The following is a 16,083-nucleotide window of genomic DNA, read 5'->3' as shown; positions in this document are numbered from 1 at the left end:
CATCGCGAGGCGGAAATGGGAATTCTCGATACCTTGATCAAGGCCCAGGGTGGCGACCTTCTGAACCGCATCGGCGGCCAGGTCGGACTGGACCCGGCGCGGGCACAGCAGGCGGCGGAGGCACTGGTGCCTGCGCTGTCCAAGGGCCTGCGACGCAACGCCGAAAACAGCGGCGGACTTGATGCACTGCTCGGCGCAATCCGCAACGGCGGTCACGAGCGCTATCTGGAAGACGCCCGTGCATTCGACCGCAAGGAGACGGTGCAGGACGGCAACGGCATCCTTGGCCACATCTTCGGCAGCAAGGACGTCAGTCGCGCCGTGGCGAGCCAGGCCGCCAGCAATACCGGCATCGACGCCGGCATCCTGAAGAAGATGCTGCCCATGCTTGCAGCAGCCGCCATGGGCGCGCTGGGCAAGCAATCCGGCGCGAGCGGACCGCTCGATGGACTTCTCGGCGGTCAGTCGAAACAGGGCGGTGGCGGACTGCTGACCTCGTTCCTCGACGCCGACGGCGATGGCTCGATTGCCGATGATCTGCTGGGCATGGCGGGGAAGTTCTTCGGCCGGTAGCCGGATCGCCCAGGCAACAAAAAACCCTCGCGGCCAGGGGGTCGCCGCGAGGGTCAAATCGCGCCATTCGGCAGGGGTAAGACCGATGGCGCCGGGCCGTCCAGGGAGGGGAAACGGCCCTTTACGCACGCACGAGAGGTCTGACTGGGGGCTGGGAGAAAAGTTCCGTGGCCGCACAAATTGACCGATCCCGGGCGGCTGCCTACTATTAGCGCCATGCCTAGCAGTTCAACTGACTCCTCCGCCGACGGCGAACTCCGCGCGCTGGAAACCCGCGTCGAGGATCTGATCCGCACCTGTTCGACGCTGAAGTCGGACAACCGCACACTGCGCTCGCGCCACGACGAGTTGATGGCGGAACGCGCTCGGCTGATCGAAAAAACCGAAGAGGCCCGGCGCCGTGTCGAAGGCATGATCACCCGGCTGCGTGCGATGGAAAGCAGTTCATGAGCAGCGACGGCGACTCGGTCAGCGTGGCGATCCTGGACAAGGACTACCGCGTCAGCTGCCAGCGCGACGAGACCGAGGCCCTGCGTCGGTCCGCGCAGTATCTCGACCAGCGCATGCGCGAGATTCGCGCCAGCGGCAAGGTCATCGGCAGCGAACGCATTGCAGTGATGGCCGCACTGAACATCGCCCACGAACTTCTTCAGGGCGAGGCCGGCAGCCGCACCCTGAACAATGCGGTCGGCACGCGAATCCGTTCCCTTCGCGAACGAGTCGAAACCGCACTGACCGACACCAACCAGCTCGAACTGTAGCCACGGTCACACGTCACAATGCGCGGGCGTGCTCGGGCCACCCACGCAACGTCGCCACATTCCCCGCCCCTGTATCCCGCAACGGCGCACGCAGTGCGCTGGCCAGTCATGCCGCAGTTGTGCTCCAATGCAGTCACGGCATTCCCTGTGGTGTTCGTATCGGCCCGTAATCCCCTTGAGCGTATGACTTACCCAGGGATGTTTCGCGCGGTGCAGGCGTGCATGCCCGCTCCCGCGGGAAGCCCGAAACACCGCCGTCGCGTCCCACTTGAACCTTCGGTTCAAGGGTAAGGATTCGATACGGCACACGCGGGGAATGCCATCCCACCGACCTTGACCAACCTGCCCGTCATCGATCCCGTCAGCGAACTGCGACGCCGCATGCGCAGCCTCCGGGCGGGCCTATCCAAAAGCGCACAAACCGCAGCGGCCCGATCCCTGGCACGCAGGTTTGCCCAAATCCCCGAACTGCGGTTCGCTCGCAGAATTGCTGGATATCTGGCCGTTCGCGGTGAGATCGACCCGGCAGACATTCTGCGACGAGCGCGGCGGCGCGGCGCGCGCGTGGCATTGCCCAGTGTTCTCGGCCCGCAGCACATGGCGTTCTTCTGGGACAGCGCAGAGCGCCCGGCACGCACCAACCGCTTTGGTATCCGCGAGCCGGTGCCCACGTCCCGCAACCGCTGCCGACTGTCGGCGCTCAGCGTCGTACTGCTTCCTGCGCTGGCGTGTGACCCACGTGGTTCACGCATCGGTACGGGCGGCGGATTCTATGATCGAGCGCTTGGTTCACGATGTGGCGCCGGTGCGCAGGCATCGCGTCCGCTCCTGGTCGCAGTCGTGCACGATTTCCAGATCGTCGACCGCATCGAATCCCGCCCATGGGACGTACCCGTTGACTTTGTCCTGAGCGAGCGTCGCACACTGGACTGCCGTCTGAAACGCACGACTGCCCGACAAGAGATTCATTAAAATAAAAGGAAAAGCTGGACTGGCGCAGTCGACCGACATCCGTTCTGTAGTCGTTGGCCCGCATCGCTCCGCCTCACACACTGTAGGTTGGCGCACATCATCAAGCCTGAGTCTGATGGGATTCGAACACGGCCTTCACACAAGACACCCGGCGCCTGTTTCGGCGTTTCGCTTCGTGCAATCTGCGAAACCGGTCCCGAAATTCGTCGATCCCGAGATTATTTTGCGGAAATCGTGAAATAACTCTTGACATTTCTGTGTGGTTAGCTAGTTTTGGCGATGACAACAGCGCATGCTGTTGTAACTGCTGAAACACCGCGCGGAGGTATACAGATGGCAGTCAAGAAACGCGCCGCCAGCAAAAAGAAGGCGGCACCGAAGAAGAAGGCAGGCGCCCGCAAGAAGAAAGCGGCCGCCAAGAAGGGAACGCGAAAGAAAGCCACCCGCAAAAAAGCGGCGACCAAGAAAAAGGCCGGACGCAAAAAAGCCGCACCAAAGAAAAAGGCCGGGCGTAAAAAAGCCAGCCGTAAAAAAGCAGCGCCAAAGAAAAAGGCCGGACGTAAAAAGGCCAGCCGCAAGAAGGCAGCGCCAAAGAAAAAGGCTGGACGTAAGAAGTCCGCCACGAAGAAGAAGGCGGGACGCAAGAAAGGCACCGCCAAGAAGAAGGCCGGTAGAAAGAAGGGCGCAGGGCGCGTAACCCGCAAGGTTCGCCCGCGCAAGAAGGCCATGGCCGCGGCCCCCGAAGCCGCTCCTGCGGCGCCGGCGATGGCATAGGCCCGGTTTCCGAGCCTGACAATGGAAGCCCGCGCTACGCGCGGGCTTTTTTTCGCCTGCGATTCAGCTCAGCAGCGCAATTCAAAAGCCAGCTCCATGCGGCCGATCGGCCGAATCTGCACGCCGGATCACCCGTCTGACCGTTCAGACTCTCCGCGGGTCGATACAAACAGACGGTAGGCGGGATTTTCGGTCTCGTCATCCACGGAATAGCCCGCCTCGCGCACAGCCGCGAGAAATTCCCGCCGCTCGGCGGTGGACAGCTGCAAACCGATCAGAACGCGTCCATACGCGGCACCGTGGTTGCGATAGTGAAACAGGCTGATGTTCCAGCGCGTGCCGATATGCGAGAGAAACTGCAGCAACGCGCCGGGGCGTTCCGGAAACATCAGTTTGAATATCGATTCGTCACGCACCTCGTCCGAACGACCGCCAACCATGTAGCGGATATGCAGCTTTGCCAACTCGTTATCGGTCATGTCCGTCACGGCCAGACCGCGGGCACGCAAACGCTCGATCATTTCGACCCGTTCGGACGAACTGCGCGAGATCTCCACGCCCACGAAAACCTGAGCCGACTGCGGTCCTGAATATCGATAGTTGAACTCGGTGATCCGCCGTTTGCCGAGAATCTTGCAGAACTGCAGAAAGCTGCCCGGTTCTTCGGGAATGGTCACCGCCAGCAAAAACTCGCGCTGTTCACCGACTTCCGCGCGCTCGGCGACATGGCGCAAACGATCGAAGTTGATGTTCGCGCCGCTCACGATTGCAACGTAGTTGCCACCGTCGGCGCGTTTTCCCAGGTGCTTCTTCAATCCGGCAACCGACAGCGCCCCGGCGGGCTCGGCAATCGAGCGGGTGTCCTCGAAGACATCCTTGATCGCCGCACAGATCTCGTCGGTTGAAACCAGCACCACCTCGTCGACGAGCCGGCGGCAGATCTTGAGCGTTTCAGCCCCGACCTGTCGTACGGCCGCACCATCGGCGAAAAGCCCCACCTCGCTCAGCCGCACACGACGCTTCGCCTTCAGTGCCCGGTACATGCTGGGTGCATCGTCCGGCTCGACGCCGATGACACGGGTTGAAGGGTGCACATACTTGATGAATTCGGCGACGCCCGAGATCAGCCCGCCGCCGCCGATGGGTACGTAGACAGCGTCGATCGGATCGGGATGCTGACGCAGAATCTCCATCGCGACAGTGCCCTGACCTGCGATGACGTCTGGGTCATCGAACGGATGGATGAACTCGGCACCGTTGTCTTGCGCCATCGCGACGGCATGCGCATAGGCCTCGTCATAACCATCGCCGTGCAGCTCGACGCGCGCGCCGTAGGATCGCACGGCCTCGACCTTGATGCTCGGCGTGGTCACCGGCATTACGATCGTGGCCGCGACACCGAGCCGCTGGGCGGCGAGCGCCACGCCCTGGGCGTGATTACCGGCCGAGGCTGCCACCACCCCGGCTTTGCGACGCTCTGCAGACAAGGACACAATCTTGTTGTACGCACCGCGCAGCTTGAATGAGAACACCGGCTGCAGGTCCTCGCGCTTGAACCACACGCGTGCGCCGAGCCGCCGGGACAGTCGCGACGCGAGTTCCAGTGGTGTTTCCGTCGCGACGTCGTAGACGCGCGCACGCAGAATCCGGTCGATATAGGCGCTACCCATGTACGGTCCAGCTCACTCGACAGAGCAAAGGCATTCGCTATGATAGCTGGCTTGTCCTGCGGAGATGATCATGGATCAAAACGAAATGAAACGCGCCGCGGCCGAAGCCGCGCTCGAATTTGTCCGCCCCGGCAGCATCGTCGGGGTCGGCACCGGCTCCACGGTGAACTTCTTCATCGACGCGCTTGCGCGGATCAAGGGACGGATCGACGGCGCCGTGTCGAGTTCCGAAGCGTCCAGTACACGACTCAAAACCCACGGGATCGAGGTGCTCGACCCAAATGCCGTCGGCGACATACCGCTGTACGTCGACGGTGCGGATGAGGCCAACGGTCAGCTGGAACTGATCAAGGGCGGCGGCGGCGCGCTGACGCGCGAGAAGATCGTCGCGGCCTCGGCCGAAAAGTTCGTCTGTATCGTCGACGCCGGCAAACGCGTCCGGGTGCTCGGGAAGTTCCCGCTGCCGGTCGAGGTGATCCCGATGGCGCGCGGTCTGGTCGCACGCGCACTCGCACGCATGGGTGGCAACCCGGTGCTGCGCGAGGGCTTCGTCACCGACAACGGCAACCAGATTCTGGATGTGCACGGGCTGGAGATCGCCGAACCCATCAAGCTCGAGCGTGCGATCAATGATCTGGCCGGCGTCGTGACGGTGGGCATCTTCGCCCTGCGGCCCGCGGACGTGCTGGTGGTCGGCAGCGCCGACGGCGTCGCGACCGTCACGCGCTAAGGAAGCTCTGATCAATCCGTCCCGGATTGCCAGGGCAGCGAAAACGAAAAAGTGTGATTTTTCGTTTTCTTTCATTTTCCACGGCTTGCAGCCGCGGTTGTGGCGGCACGTCCATGTGCCGCGGGAAACTCTGACAATTCAGAATTTCCCTAACGACTCGCCGCGAACGATCGGGTTCTGGTCGTTCGCGGATTTCTATCCCGCACGAAAAACGGGGCCCGAAGGCCCCGTTTAAAACATGCACAAAAAACGGGGCCCGAAGGCCCCGTTCAAGGGTATGCACAACGTGGTTGTTATTAGAAGCTCGTCACGAGGCCGACCGAGAACGCATTGGCTTCTTCGACGCCATAGTTCTGGATCTGACGCTCGCTGTCGACGTACTGGATGTAACCCTTGGTCTTCTTGCTGAAGTGGTGGTCCAGACCAATGCCGAACGAATCCGGATCGCTGCCGCCGTCGGTCTTGGCGTACAGGGCCTTGACTTCATTGTTGCCGAACTTGAAGCCGGCGTTGATGAAGAAGGATTCCGAATCGGGGTCCGAGCGGTCTTCGTAGACGGCGGCGACACGGAACGCACCCGCGTCATAGCCGACGCCTGCGCGCCACATGGTTTCCGGAGCGGCGCCCAGATCTTCAACATCTTCGTAGGCGATCGCGGCGTACAGGCCACCGGCGCTGTACATGGCGGCGATCGAGATGCCGTCGTGCAGATCGTCGCCGTCGGTGCCCGGGGCTTCACCCGGGACGATGGCGGCGGCGATGTGCAGGCCACCGAAGGTCGGCGAAATGTAGGCAATCGCGTTGCCCGCACGGCGGTCGACCATGCCGGCCGTCGCGTTGTAGTCGCCAGCCTCGTCGCTGAAGTAATCGAGCGAACCGGTGGAGATCTTGTACGGGGTGTCGTGGTTGCCGACGCGGACTTCACCAAAGCCGCCCTTCAGGCCGACAAACTGGTTACGCGCGGTCCAGAGCGGGCCGTTGTCGCCACCGTTGTCGTCGATGTCAACCTGGAATTCGGCCTGGTAGGTAACGGCCAGACCGCCACCCAGGTCTTCGCTGCCCTTCACGCCGAGACGCGAGGCGCGGCTCTTGACGTAGAAGGCGTCGCCGGAGACGTCGCCGTCCCAACGGTCGATGGACACATGGAATTTACCGTAGACCTTCGGGTCGGCATTGGCAGCCAGCGGGGCAACCATGACCGCAGCGACGGCGGCTACAAGAAGTTTCTTTTTCATCAAACTGTCTCCCGATGAATTAGTCGTTGCTATGACGTCAGAAGCTGTAGAGTTTCCACGCAGGCGGGTACCTGCTTATGGTCTGCCGGCGTACTTTAGCCGAACGGTTGCCAGATTGCAACAGTTTGTGTGAAAAAACGCACACAGAATTGCGACACAGGTCTAAAGCCGGCAATTTGTTGCAAATAAGCAACAATCCTTGGCAATCCGTTCGCTATCAGCGGCGAGAATTGGCTGGGGGACCAGGATTCGAACCTGGGCTGGCGGAGTCAGAGTCCGCAGTCCTACCGCTAGACGATCCCCCATCTAGATTCAAGGTCCCGCGCGCCTCGCCGGCGCGCTGGGGACCAGGATTACTCCGCACCTCCATGTGCTCCGCCGTTCCCGTCGCCGCTTCGCGGCGTTCCGTCGGCGCGGTGGTCAGCGGGCACCTTACAGGCAGTTGGAACCGGAATTCCAACCGCCTGCAGGATCAGCGCTTCGAGAACTGCGGACGCTTGCGGGCCTTGTGCAGCCCGACCTTCTTGCGCTCGACCGCGCGGGCGTCGCGCGTGAGGAAGCCGGCCTTGCGCAGCGGCGAGCGCAGGTTCTCGTCGTAGGCGACCAGCGCGCGCGACAGGCCATGGCGGATCGCGCCCGCCTGACCGCTCGGGCCACCGCCGCGCACCCGCACCTCGATGTCGAAGCGGCCGTCCAGATCGGTCACGGCCAGCGGCTGGCGCACGATCATGCGGGCCGTCTCGCGGCCGAAGTAGGTGTCGAGCGAGCGACCGTTGACGTTGATCGCGCCGGCGCCCGGGCGCAGAAACACGCTGGCCGTGGAGGTCTTGCGGCGGCCCTTGCTCGGGGTCTGGATGTCAGCCATACCAATTAATACCTGTTATGAAATTCAGATTTCGAGGGCACGTGGCTGTTGGGCCGCATGGCGATGCTCGGCGCCCGGGTACACGCGCAGCTTGCTGAACATCGCGCGACCCAGGGGGTTGCGCGGCAGCATGCCGCGGACGGCGAACTCGATCGCCCGCTCGGGGTGGGTCTCGAGCAGCTTGCCCAGCGAGATCGACTTCATGTTGCCGATGTAGCCGGTGTGCCGATGGTAGTGCTTGTCGGCAAGCTTGTTGCCGGTCACCCGCACCTTCGCGGCGTTGACGACGACGATGTAATCGCCGGTGTCAACGTGCGGGGTGTACTCGGGCTTGTGTTTGCCGCGCAGGCGGCTGGCGACCTCGCTGGCCAGGCGGCCGAGCGACTTGCCCTCGGCATCCACGACCAGCCAGTCACGGCGCACTTCTGCGGGCTTGGCGGAAAATGTTTTCATCTTGAGCGGCGCTCTTTACGCGTTCCGGAAATACATAAAACCGTCTCGTGCGAGACGAAAGGCGCGGAATATTACTACACGATCGGCGCGCTGGCCAGCCCTGGTTGTGGGTTGACGGCCGGGACGCGCAAAGCTCAGATCGTCAGGCGGTCGACGACATGCCCGCCGACCAAGTGGGCGTCGATGATCTCGTCGATGTCCTCGCGATCGACATAGGTGTACCAGACCGCCTCGGGATAGACGACCAGCACCGGACCCTGCTCGCAGCGATCCAGACAGCCGGCCGTATTGACCCGCACGCCGCCGGGCCCGGCCAGACCGAGCGCCTTGACCCGGGCCTTGGCATAATCGCGCAGGGCCAGGGCAGCATGCTGCTGGCAGCACGCGCGACCGTCGTCGCGCTCGTTGGTGCAGAAAAACACGTGGTGGCGGTAGTACGACATGGACGCCCGAAACGGGTGAATGGCGATGATCTATTCTGACACGACGCGAAACCTGTCCCCGTTGGACCGCCTCCTCGCGGGCGCCGACCGGGCGCTGCGCACGGTCACCGACACCGCGACCGCGCGGCAGCCCTCGCCGGCCGCGGGTATCGCAGAACGCGAACTCGATTCGGGGCAGCGCACTGAATCCGCCCGACTGATGCGCGTGAACCACGTCGGCGAGATCTGCGCGCAGGCGCTCTACCAGGGCCAGGCGGCGGCGGCACGCACCCCGGTGGTAGCGGACGCCATGCGCCAGGCCGCCGAGGAAGAAAACGACCACCTGGCCTGGTGCAGCGAAAGGATCACCGAACTCGGCGGACGCCCGAGCGTTCTCAATCCACTCTGGTATGCCGGCGCGTTCGCCATTGGCGCGGCCGCCGGACTGATCGGGGACCGAGTCAGCCTCGGCTTTGTCGCGGAGACCGAGAAACAGGTCGGCGCCCACCTCGACGAACACCTGCACCGCCTTCCGGATCCGGACGCCCGCTCGCGCGCCGTGCTCGAGCGCATGCGCGAGGACGAACTGCGCCACGCGACCAAGGCCATGGAGGCCGGCGGGACTGAACTCCCGTTCGCGCTGCGGCGACTGATGCACTTCGCTGGCCGCGTGATGACCCGGACGGCGTACTGGATCTAAACAGGTCGTTGAAACAGGCCTATCCATGGCCTTTCCAACGTCGCAACCGAAAAGCGCGGTTTTCGGTCGCTCACAAAAATCAAACACTCGCGTGTTCGATTTTCGGGCGCGACGTCCCTGTCTCGCGTTATCAGGCTGCTGAAATGAGAATTTCAACAGCCTGATAAACACCCCGTCCGCTCAGCGCCCGTAGAAAATCTCTTCCATCTCGCGCCGCACCCGACCGAGGATCTCGTCGTGGTCGGTACGTGACAGCTCCGCTGCCTTGATGCCGAACAGGTAGGCGTCGAGATCGAGCGTTCGCAGCATCATCTTGGTGTGGTACATGCGTTCCTGCTGCACGTTCACATCCATGCAGTGATAGCGGTCGAGCGTATCGTCGGACAGGAAGTACTGGATGGAGTGAATGTCGTGGTCGATGTAGTGCTTGCGCCCGGTGGTGTCGCGGGTAAATCCGCGCACCCGGTAGTCGACCAGCACAATGTCGGACTCGAAGCTGTGGATCAGATAATTCAGCGCCTTCAGCGGTGATACCGTCCCGCAGGTCGACACATCGATGTCGGCGCGGAAGCTGGAGATGCCCTCGTGCGGGTGAATCTCCGGATAGGTGTGCACCGTGAGATGACTCTTGTCCAGATGCGCGACCACCGCATCCGGCAGCGGCCCTGGCGTTTCGGAATTCGTGATGCCGGGTGGCGTCTCGCCTTCATCGGCCACGAGCATGGTGACGCTCGCACCCTGCGGGTCATAGTCCTGGCGCGCGATGTTCAGGATCGTCGCGCCGATGATCTCGGCGACATCGCTCAGGATATGCGTCAGGCGATCGGCGTTGTAGGCCTCATCGATATAGTCGATGTACTCGCGCTGCTGCGCGGGCGTTGCCGCATAGCAGAGATCATAGATGTTGAAACTGAGGGACTTCGTGAGATTGTTGAAGCCCTCCAGCGTGATCTTGCCCGAATCGCTCATCTTGGTCTGGCCACCCAGCTAAAAACCAACCCTAGAAACCGATCCACCGACATCATGGATCGACCAGTTCAAAGTCATGCGTGATCTCGGCGGTCTTGCCGAGCATGATCGACGCAGAGCAGTACTTCTCGGCGGACAGGTGCACGGCCCGCTCGACCGCCTTGGCATCAAGGCCCTCGCCACTCACGCGAAAGTGCACATGAATCCGCGTGAAGACCTTTGGCGGCTCCTCGGCACGCTCGGCCTCGATCTCCACGCTGCAATCCCGAACCTGGTGGCGCCCGCGTTGCAGGATGTAGACGACATCGAACGCGGTGCATCCGCCCAGCCCGAGCAGCAGCATCTCCATCGGCCGCGGGCCGATGTTGCGGCCACCGAACTCGGCGGCGCCATCGAGCACGAGCGCATGACCCGAACCACTCTCGGCGATGAAGCTCGCGCCCTCGACCCAACGCACCGATGCTTTCATGACCCCTCCCCCGGACAGGCGCGCGAGCCTATCACAACCGCCTGCCTGCGGCGCGGACAAGGCCGCCGCACTTTGCTAGACTCCGACCACAAGCCGCACCACAGGGAGAGCGACCATCGCCATCGTCACGCCCGTAGACCCGAAGCCATTCGTCGGGCCGCTGCTTGCCTACTGCCACCGCAAGAACTACCCGGCGAAGACGGACATCATCCGCCCCGGCGATCCGCCGGACACGCTTTATTACATTGTCGACGGATCGGTCACCGTCATCATCGAGGATGAAGACGGCAACGAGCTGGTGCTTGCCTACCTGAACGCGGGTGATTTCATCGGCGAGATGGGCCTGTTTTCCAAACAGGACTCGCGCGGCGCGCTGGTGCGCACCCGTGTGAAGAGCGAAATCGCCGAAATCAGCTACCGCAAGCTCCTGCAACTGTTCGACAGCGGCCTGCGCGAGGTGCGCGAGGACCTGCTGTTCGCCATCGGCGCCCAGCTCACCAAGCGCCTGCTGGAGACCTCGCGCAAGGTTCGTGACCTGGCGTTCGTGGACGTGTCCGGACGGGTCGCGCGCACGCTGCTGCAGCTGTCGAAACAGCCGGACGCGATCACGCATCCCGAGGGCATGCAGATCCGCATCACGCGCCAGGAACTTGCGCGAATCGTCGGGTGCTCGCGCGAAATGGTCGGCCGGGTCCTCAAGAACCTGGAGGGCGACGGCATGGTCGCGTGCAGCGGCAAGACCATGGTCGTGCGCACGCGCCGCACCGACGAAGACTGAGACGCCCGCGGGAGCGCCGCTCAGCCGAACAGCCGTTCGAGTTCCGCGCCAGGCGAGGCCGCACGCATGAACGCCTCGCCCACCAGAAACGCCTGCACACCCGCGGCGCGCATGCGCGCGACATCTTCGCGGGCATGGATGCCGCTCTCGGTCACGACGATTCGATCCGCGGGCATCCGTTCGAGCATCGCCAGCGTCGTTTCAAGGCGCACGTCAAACGTGCGCAGATCCCGATTGTTGATGCCGATCAGCGCCACATCCAGCGCCAGCGCACGTTCGAGTTCTTCCACATCGTGGACCTCGACGAGCACGTCCAGCCCCAGATCAGCGGCCATGCGCGCCAGTTCGCGCAGCTGGACATCGCCGAGTGCGGCGACGATCAGCAGGATGCAGTCCGCGCCGATCGCGCGCGATTCATACACCTGATAGGGATCGATGATGAAATCCTTGCGGATCACCGGCAGCCCGCATGCCGCGCGCGCGCGGCGCAGGTAGTCCTCGCTGCCCTGGAAAAAATCCGCGTCGGTCAGCACCGACAGACAGGTCGCGCCATGTGCCGCGTAGTCGCGCGCGATCTCGGCCGGATGGAAGTCCGCACGCAGCACGCCCTTGCTTGGCGAGGCCTTCTTGATCTCGGCGATGACGGCCGGTCCACCGCTCGCAACACGCGCGCGGATCGCCTCGACGAAGCCGCGCGCGGGAACCGTGTCGATGCGTTCCATCAGCGCTTGCAGGCTGACCTGTGCGCTGCGCTCGGCAATCTCCTCGAGCTTGCGGCGCAGAATGCGCTTGAGGATATCCGGCGTGTCCGCGCGCACAGCGACGGTCACTGCGCGCCGGAAAACGCCACGAGCCGGCCGAGACACTCGCGTGCCGCGCCGTTCGCGGTGAGTTCGCGCGCCCGCTTCACGCCGGCTGCATGGTCATCGGCAAGCCCGGCGACATACAGCGCGGCACCGGCATTCAGCGCGACGATGTCGGCCGCCGCACCCGGCTCGCCATCGAACACCGCACGGATGCGCGCAAGACTCTGCTGCGCATCGTCGACGGCGAGCTGTGCAATATCGGCCCGGGTGCAGCCGAAAGCCTCCGGTTCGATCCGATAACGACGGATCTCGCCACCGCGAAGTTCCGCGACTTCGGTCGTGGCACCGACGGAAATCTCATCGAGCCCGTCGTCGGAATGCACGACCAGCACATGGCGGCTGCCCAGTTCCCGCAGCACCTCGGCCATCGGCTCCAGCCAGCGCGCATCGAACACCCCGAGCACCTGGTTCGGCGCCCCGGCCGGGTTCGTCAGCGGGCCGAGCAGATTGAACACCGTGCGCACCGCCATTTCGCGCCGCGGCCCGATCGCGTGCTTCATCGCGCCGTGATGCGCGGGGGCGAACATGAATCCGACGCCGACCTCGTCGATGCAGGCGGCGACCTGTTCGGGCGTCAGATCAAGTCGAACGCCGGCGGCCTCCAGCACGTCCGCGCTGCCCGAGCGACTGGAGATCGAACGGTTACCGTGCTTCGCCACACGCGCCCCGCCCGCGGCCGCGACAAAGGCCGCGGCCGTGGAAACGTTGAACATGCGCGCACCATCGCCACCGGTACCGCAGGTGTCCACGAGATGCGCACGATTGGCAACGACCACCGGCGTCGCGAGTTCGCGCATGACCCGCGCGGCGGCGGCAATCTCTGCGACGGTTTCGCCCTTCATCCGCAGGCCCACCAGGAACCCGCCGATCTGCGCCGGGGTCGCGCCGCCGGTCATGATCGTGTGCATGACGGCCTGCATCTCGTCGCCCGCCAGATCTCCACGGTCGATGACCCGGGCGATGGCGCCCGGCAAGCTCAGCGTGTTCATCGTTTCAGAAAATTCCCCAGCAGTTCGTGCCCATGGCGCGTCAGGATGGACTCCGGATGAAACTGCACGCCCTCGATCGGGAAACTGCGGTGGCGCAGCCCCATGATTTCGTCGCGGCTGCCGTCGCCGCGCAGCGTCCACGCGGTCTCCTCGAGTTCGTCCGGCAGGGTGCCACGTTCGACGACCAGCGAGTGATAGCGGGTCGCATCGAACGGCGTTTCCAGTCCGGCGAAAACGCCCTGCCCCGCGTGATGGATCGGCGAGGTCTTGCCGTGCATGACTTCACGCGCGTGCACCACGCGCCCGCCGAAGGCCTGGCCGATGGCCTGGTGCCCGAGACACACGCCGAGGATCGGCACGCGTCCGGCGAATTCGCGGATGACGTCCAGTGAGACACCGGCCTCGGTCGGCGTGCACGGCCCGGGCGAGATCACGATGCGCTGCGGGTGCATGGCCTCGATGGCGGCGAGATCGACGGCGTCGTTGCGCACCACCCGGACATCGGCGCCAAGCTCGCCGAAATACTGCACGAGGTTGTAGGTGAACGAGTCGTAGTTGTCGATGACCAGCAGCATCGTTCAGTCCTCCAGCCGCAGGCCCGAAACGGCCAGCGCCGCGGCGCGAAAGATCGCGCGACCCTTGTTCATGGTCTCGTCCCATTCGCGCGCCGGCACCGAGTCGGCCACGATTCCGGCGCCGGCCTCAATATAGAGCCGTCCGTCGCGAATCACGGCGGTGCGGATTGCGATCGCGGTGTCCATGTCACCGTTCCAGCCCAGATAGCCGACCGCGCCGGCGTAGACGCCGCGCTTGACCGGCTCGAGTTCGTCGATGATCTCCATGGCGCGGACCTTTGGCGCGCCGCTGACCGTGCCGGCGGGAAAGGTCGCGCGCAGCGTATCCATCGCATCCAGCCCGGAGCCGATGCGGGCCTCGACGTTCGAGACGATGTGCATGACGTGTGAATAGCGCTCGATGACCATCTGTTCGGTCACCCGCACGCTGCCGATCTCCGCGACCCGCCCGACGTCGTTGCGCCCGAGGTCGATGAGCATCAGATGCTCGGCGCGTTCCTTCGGATCGGCAAGAAGCTCCTGCTCCAGCGCCAGATCTTCGTCGTTGTCGCGACCGCGCGGGCGCGTGCCGGCGATCGGCCGCACGGTCACAATATCGCCCTCGAGCCGCACCAGGATCTCCGGCGACGAACCGACGATCTGGAATGCGCCGAGGTCCATGAAGAACATGTACGGCGACGGGTTCAGGCTGCGCAGCGCGCGGTAGAGATCCACCGGCGGCGCCGCAAACGGCACGGACATGCGCTGCGCAAGCACGACCTGCATGACGTCGCCGTCGACGATGTAGTCCTTGATCCGGCCGACCGCCGCCTCGTACCCCTCGCGCGTGAACGCCGAGACGAAATCCGCTTCGTCCAGTCGTTTGCCGGCCGCGGGGCGGGCTGCATGCGCAACGGGCTCATCGAGCCGGCTGATCAGTTCCTCCAGCCGGGCACGCGCGCGCTCGATTCCATTCGCCGCGTCCAGGTCCGCCAGCACGATCAGGTGCAGATGGCCGCTGAGGTTGTCGAACACCAGCACCTCATCGCTGACGAGCAACACGATATCCGGACACCCAAGTGTGTCCGGTGGCGTGCCCGCCGCGAGTCGCGGCTCGATGTAGCGCACGACGTCATAGCCGAAATAGCCGACCAGCCCGCCGGTGAATCGCGGCAGGTGCTCGCGCGGCGCGACCCGCATGCGTTTCGCGAAGGCGTCGACCCAGGCCAGCGGATCATCGATCTCGGCGGTCTCGACCTCGGTGTCGTCGACGATGTGCCGGACTCGCCGTCCGGTCACCTCGATGCGCGCCCGTGCGGGCAGGCCGATGATCGAATAGCGGCCCCATTTCTCGCCGCCGTGCACGGATTCGAACAAAAAGGAAAACGGGCCGGCCGCGAGCTTGCGGTAGGCCGACAGCGGCGTGTCCAGATCGGCGAGCACGCGCCTGGCCAGCGGCGCATGCGTATAGCCCGCCGCACGCAGCGCGTCGAAATCAGGATGGGTCATGACGGTTTCCGGTGAGTGGCAATCCAATGGTGGGCACGACGGTGCCGGGCGCACACCCGGCACAGCAATCCGTCACCACCATCGCCAACGCATCGGAACCATGCGGAAAGTCTCTCTCAGGCCGCGTCCGCAAGCAACGCCGGCAGTTCGGCGAGCGAATCGATCACCGCGTCGGGACTGGCCAAGCGGATGTCCTGACCGTGGTTGTAGCCATAGCTGACGCAGACGACACGGAAACCGGCGGCGCGCGCCGCCTTGACGTCGCTGATCGAGTCGCCGACCAGCAGCGAGTCGGCCGGGGCCGCGCCGAAGTGCTCCGCCGCATGCAGCAAGGGCAGCGGGTCGGGCTTTTTCTTCGGCAGCGTGTCGCCGGCGACGACGATGCCGAAGTCGTTGCGCACGCCGAGCGCCTCGAGCAGCGGCAGCGTGAACCGGCCGGCCTTGTTCGTCACGCAACCGAGCGCAAAGCCGGCGGCGCGCAGGCGATCCAGCCCTTCGCGCACCCCGGGATACAGACGGCTGCGCTTGCAGGTGTTGCGCTGGTAGCAGTCCAGGAACACCGGCATCGCCCGCTCGAACAGCGCGAGTTCGGGCATGCCGTCCAGGTCATCGGTCAGCGCGCGCTCCACGAGTCGCTCGACCCCGTTGCCGACCCACTCACGCACGCGCGACTCGCCGCGTGCCGGCAACCCCACCGCGCGCATGGTCTCGTCGACACACAGCGCGAGGTCCGGGACCGAATCGACGAGCGTGCCGTCGACGTCGATCAGGATCATGGACGGCCGCCCGAACAT

Annotated in this window: 20 protein-coding genes, 1 tRNA gene and 1 other RNA gene; 9 read left to right on the top strand and 13 right to left on the bottom strand. The window is 64.3% G+C overall.

Going from position 1 to position 16,083, the window contains the following annotated elements; translation table 11 throughout:
• Positions 1 to 15: 15 nt before the first annotated feature.
• The 6 genes from KDG50_09510 to KDG50_09485 all read left to right on the top strand — a co-directional run bounded on the left by KDG50_09510 (position 16) and on the right by KDG50_09485 (position 3,080).
• On the top strand, positions 16 to 573 hold the full coding sequence (locus KDG50_09510) for a DUF937 domain-containing protein (GenBank protein ID MCB1865655.1): 558 nt from the start codon (positions 16 to 18) through the stop codon (positions 571 to 573).
• Positions 574 to 789: 216 nt separating this feature from the next.
• A complete protein-coding gene (locus KDG50_09505; GenBank protein ID MCB1865654.1) occupies positions 790 to 1,023 on the top strand; it encodes a TIGR02449 family protein in 234 nt (77 codons plus the stop codon).
• On the top strand, positions 1,020 to 1,334 hold the full coding sequence (locus tag KDG50_09500; GenBank protein ID MCB1865653.1) for a cell division protein ZapA: 315 nt from the start codon (positions 1,020 to 1,022) through the stop codon (positions 1,332 to 1,334). The genes KDG50_09505 and KDG50_09500 overlap by 4 nt, the downstream gene beginning before the upstream one ends.
• Before the next feature lie 139 nt (positions 1,335 to 1,473).
• Positions 1,474 to 1,654: non-coding RNA, 6S RNA (gene ssrS, locus KDG50_09495), on the top strand.
• Positions 1,655 to 1,667: 13 nt separating this feature from the next.
• Positions 1,668 to 2,306, top strand: a complete 639-nt coding sequence (locus tag KDG50_09490; GenBank protein MCB1865652.1) for a 5-formyltetrahydrofolate cyclo-ligase — start codon at positions 1,668 to 1,670, stop codon at positions 2,304 to 2,306.
• Positions 2,307 to 2,639: 333 nt separating this feature from the next.
• Entirely contained in the window at positions 2,640 to 3,080 is a 441-nt protein-coding gene (locus tag KDG50_09485) for a hypothetical protein (GenBank protein MCB1865651.1), read from the top strand.
• Positions 3,081 to 3,208: 128 nt separating this feature from the next.
• On the opposite strand, the gene ilvA is transcribed toward KDG50_09485, so the two are convergent.
• Positions 3,209 to 4,750: a threonine ammonia-lyase, biosynthetic gene (ilvA, locus tag KDG50_09480; GenBank protein MCB1865650.1), complete on the bottom strand. Its 1,542-nt coding sequence runs from the start codon at positions 4,748 to 4,750 to the stop codon at positions 3,209 to 3,211.
• A gap of 70 nt (positions 4,751 to 4,820) precedes the next feature.
• Here ilvA and rpiA point away from each other — a divergent pair, with 70 nt between their 5' ends.
• A complete protein-coding gene (gene rpiA / locus KDG50_09475) occupies positions 4,821 to 5,480 on the top strand; it encodes a ribose-5-phosphate isomerase RpiA (GenBank protein ID MCB1865649.1) in 660 nt (219 codons plus the stop codon).
• 296 nt (positions 5,481 to 5,776) lie between these two features.
• Here the strand turns inward: rpiA and KDG50_09470 are convergent, their stop codons facing one another.
• The 5 genes from KDG50_09470 to KDG50_09450 all read right to left on the bottom strand — a co-directional run bounded on the left by KDG50_09470 (position 5,777) and on the right by KDG50_09450 (position 8,476).
• Positions 5,777 to 6,715 carry a porin gene (locus KDG50_09470; GenBank protein MCB1865648.1) on the bottom strand — a complete coding sequence of 313 codons (939 nt, stop codon included), beginning with the start codon at positions 6,713 to 6,715 and terminating at the stop codon, positions 5,777 to 5,779.
• A gap of 231 nt (positions 6,716 to 6,946) precedes the next feature.
• Positions 6,947 to 7,020 (bottom strand) — tRNA-Gln (locus KDG50_09465).
• A 167-nt stretch (positions 7,021 to 7,187) separates the two neighbouring features.
• Positions 7,188 to 7,580, bottom strand: a complete 393-nt coding sequence (gene rpsI, locus KDG50_09460; GenBank protein ID MCB1865647.1) for a 30S ribosomal protein S9 — start codon at positions 7,578 to 7,580, stop codon at positions 7,188 to 7,190.
• 24 nt (positions 7,581 to 7,604) lie between these two features.
• A complete protein-coding gene (rplM, locus tag KDG50_09455; protein MCB1865646.1) occupies positions 7,605 to 8,033 on the bottom strand; it encodes a 50S ribosomal protein L13 in 429 nt (142 codons plus the stop codon).
• A gap of 134 nt (positions 8,034 to 8,167) precedes the next feature.
• On the bottom strand, positions 8,168 to 8,476 hold the full coding sequence (locus KDG50_09450) for a (2Fe-2S) ferredoxin domain-containing protein (GenBank protein ID MCB1865645.1): 309 nt from the start codon (positions 8,474 to 8,476) through the stop codon (positions 8,168 to 8,170).
• Positions 8,477 to 8,501: 25 nt separating this feature from the next.
• Here KDG50_09450 and coq7 point away from each other — a divergent pair, with 25 nt between their 5' ends.
• Positions 8,502 to 9,155: a 2-polyprenyl-3-methyl-6-methoxy-1,4-benzoquinone monooxygenase gene (gene coq7, locus KDG50_09445; protein MCB1865644.1), complete on the top strand. Its 654-nt coding sequence runs from the start codon at positions 8,502 to 8,504 to the stop codon at positions 9,153 to 9,155.
• 180 nt (positions 9,156 to 9,335) lie between these two features.
• Here coq7 and speD read toward each other — a convergent pair whose 3' ends face one another.
• Positions 9,336 to 10,124 (bottom strand): adenosylmethionine decarboxylase, encoded by a 789-nt coding sequence (speD, locus tag KDG50_09440; GenBank protein ID MCB1865643.1) that lies wholly within the window; start codon positions 10,122 to 10,124, stop codon positions 9,336 to 9,338.
• Positions 10,125 to 10,176: 52 nt separating this feature from the next.
• Entirely contained in the window at positions 10,177 to 10,593 is a 417-nt protein-coding gene (locus KDG50_09435) for an OsmC family protein (GenBank protein ID MCB1865642.1), read from the bottom strand.
• A 115-nt stretch (positions 10,594 to 10,708) separates the two neighbouring features.
• Here KDG50_09435 and crp point away from each other — a divergent pair, with 115 nt between their 5' ends.
• The gene (crp, locus tag KDG50_09430) at positions 10,709 to 11,371 is read left to right on the top strand and encodes a cAMP-activated global transcriptional regulator CRP (protein ID MCB1865641.1); all 663 of its coding nucleotides are present in this window, start codon (positions 10,709 to 10,711) and stop codon (positions 11,369 to 11,371) included.
• 20 nt (positions 11,372 to 11,391) lie between these two features.
• Here crp and trpC read toward each other — a convergent pair whose 3' ends face one another.
• The 5 genes from trpC to KDG50_09405 form a co-directional block, all read right to left on the bottom strand.
• Positions 11,392 to 12,189 (bottom strand): indole-3-glycerol phosphate synthase TrpC, encoded by a 798-nt coding sequence (trpC, locus tag KDG50_09425; GenBank protein MCB1865640.1) that lies wholly within the window; start codon positions 12,187 to 12,189, stop codon positions 11,392 to 11,394.
• 8 nt (positions 12,190 to 12,197) lie between these two features.
• On the bottom strand, positions 12,198 to 13,217 hold the full coding sequence (gene trpD / locus KDG50_09420) for an anthranilate phosphoribosyltransferase (protein MCB1865639.1): 1,020 nt from the start codon (positions 13,215 to 13,217) through the stop codon (positions 12,198 to 12,200).
• 5 nt (positions 13,218 to 13,222) lie between these two features.
• The gene (locus KDG50_09415; GenBank protein ID MCB1865638.1) at positions 13,223 to 13,801 is read right to left on the bottom strand and encodes an aminodeoxychorismate/anthranilate synthase component II; all 579 of its coding nucleotides are present in this window, start codon (positions 13,799 to 13,801) and stop codon (positions 13,223 to 13,225) included.
• A 3-nt stretch (positions 13,802 to 13,804) separates the two neighbouring features.
• Complete coding sequence (locus KDG50_09410) at positions 13,805 to 15,289, bottom strand: anthranilate synthase component I (GenBank protein MCB1865637.1); 1,485 nt, start codon at positions 15,287 to 15,289, stop codon at positions 13,805 to 13,807.
• Between the two features lie 116 nt (positions 15,290 to 15,405).
• On the bottom strand, positions 15,406 to 16,083 hold the full coding sequence (locus KDG50_09405; protein MCB1865636.1) for a phosphoglycolate phosphatase: 678 nt from the start codon (positions 16,081 to 16,083) through the stop codon (positions 15,406 to 15,408).

The sequence above is a fragment of the Chromatiales bacterium genome (genome assembly GCA_020445605.1).
GTDB lineage: Bacteria > Pseudomonadota > Gammaproteobacteria > JAGRGH01 > JAGRGH01 > JAGRGH01.
This window is presented reverse-complemented; position numbering and strand designations above follow the sequence as displayed.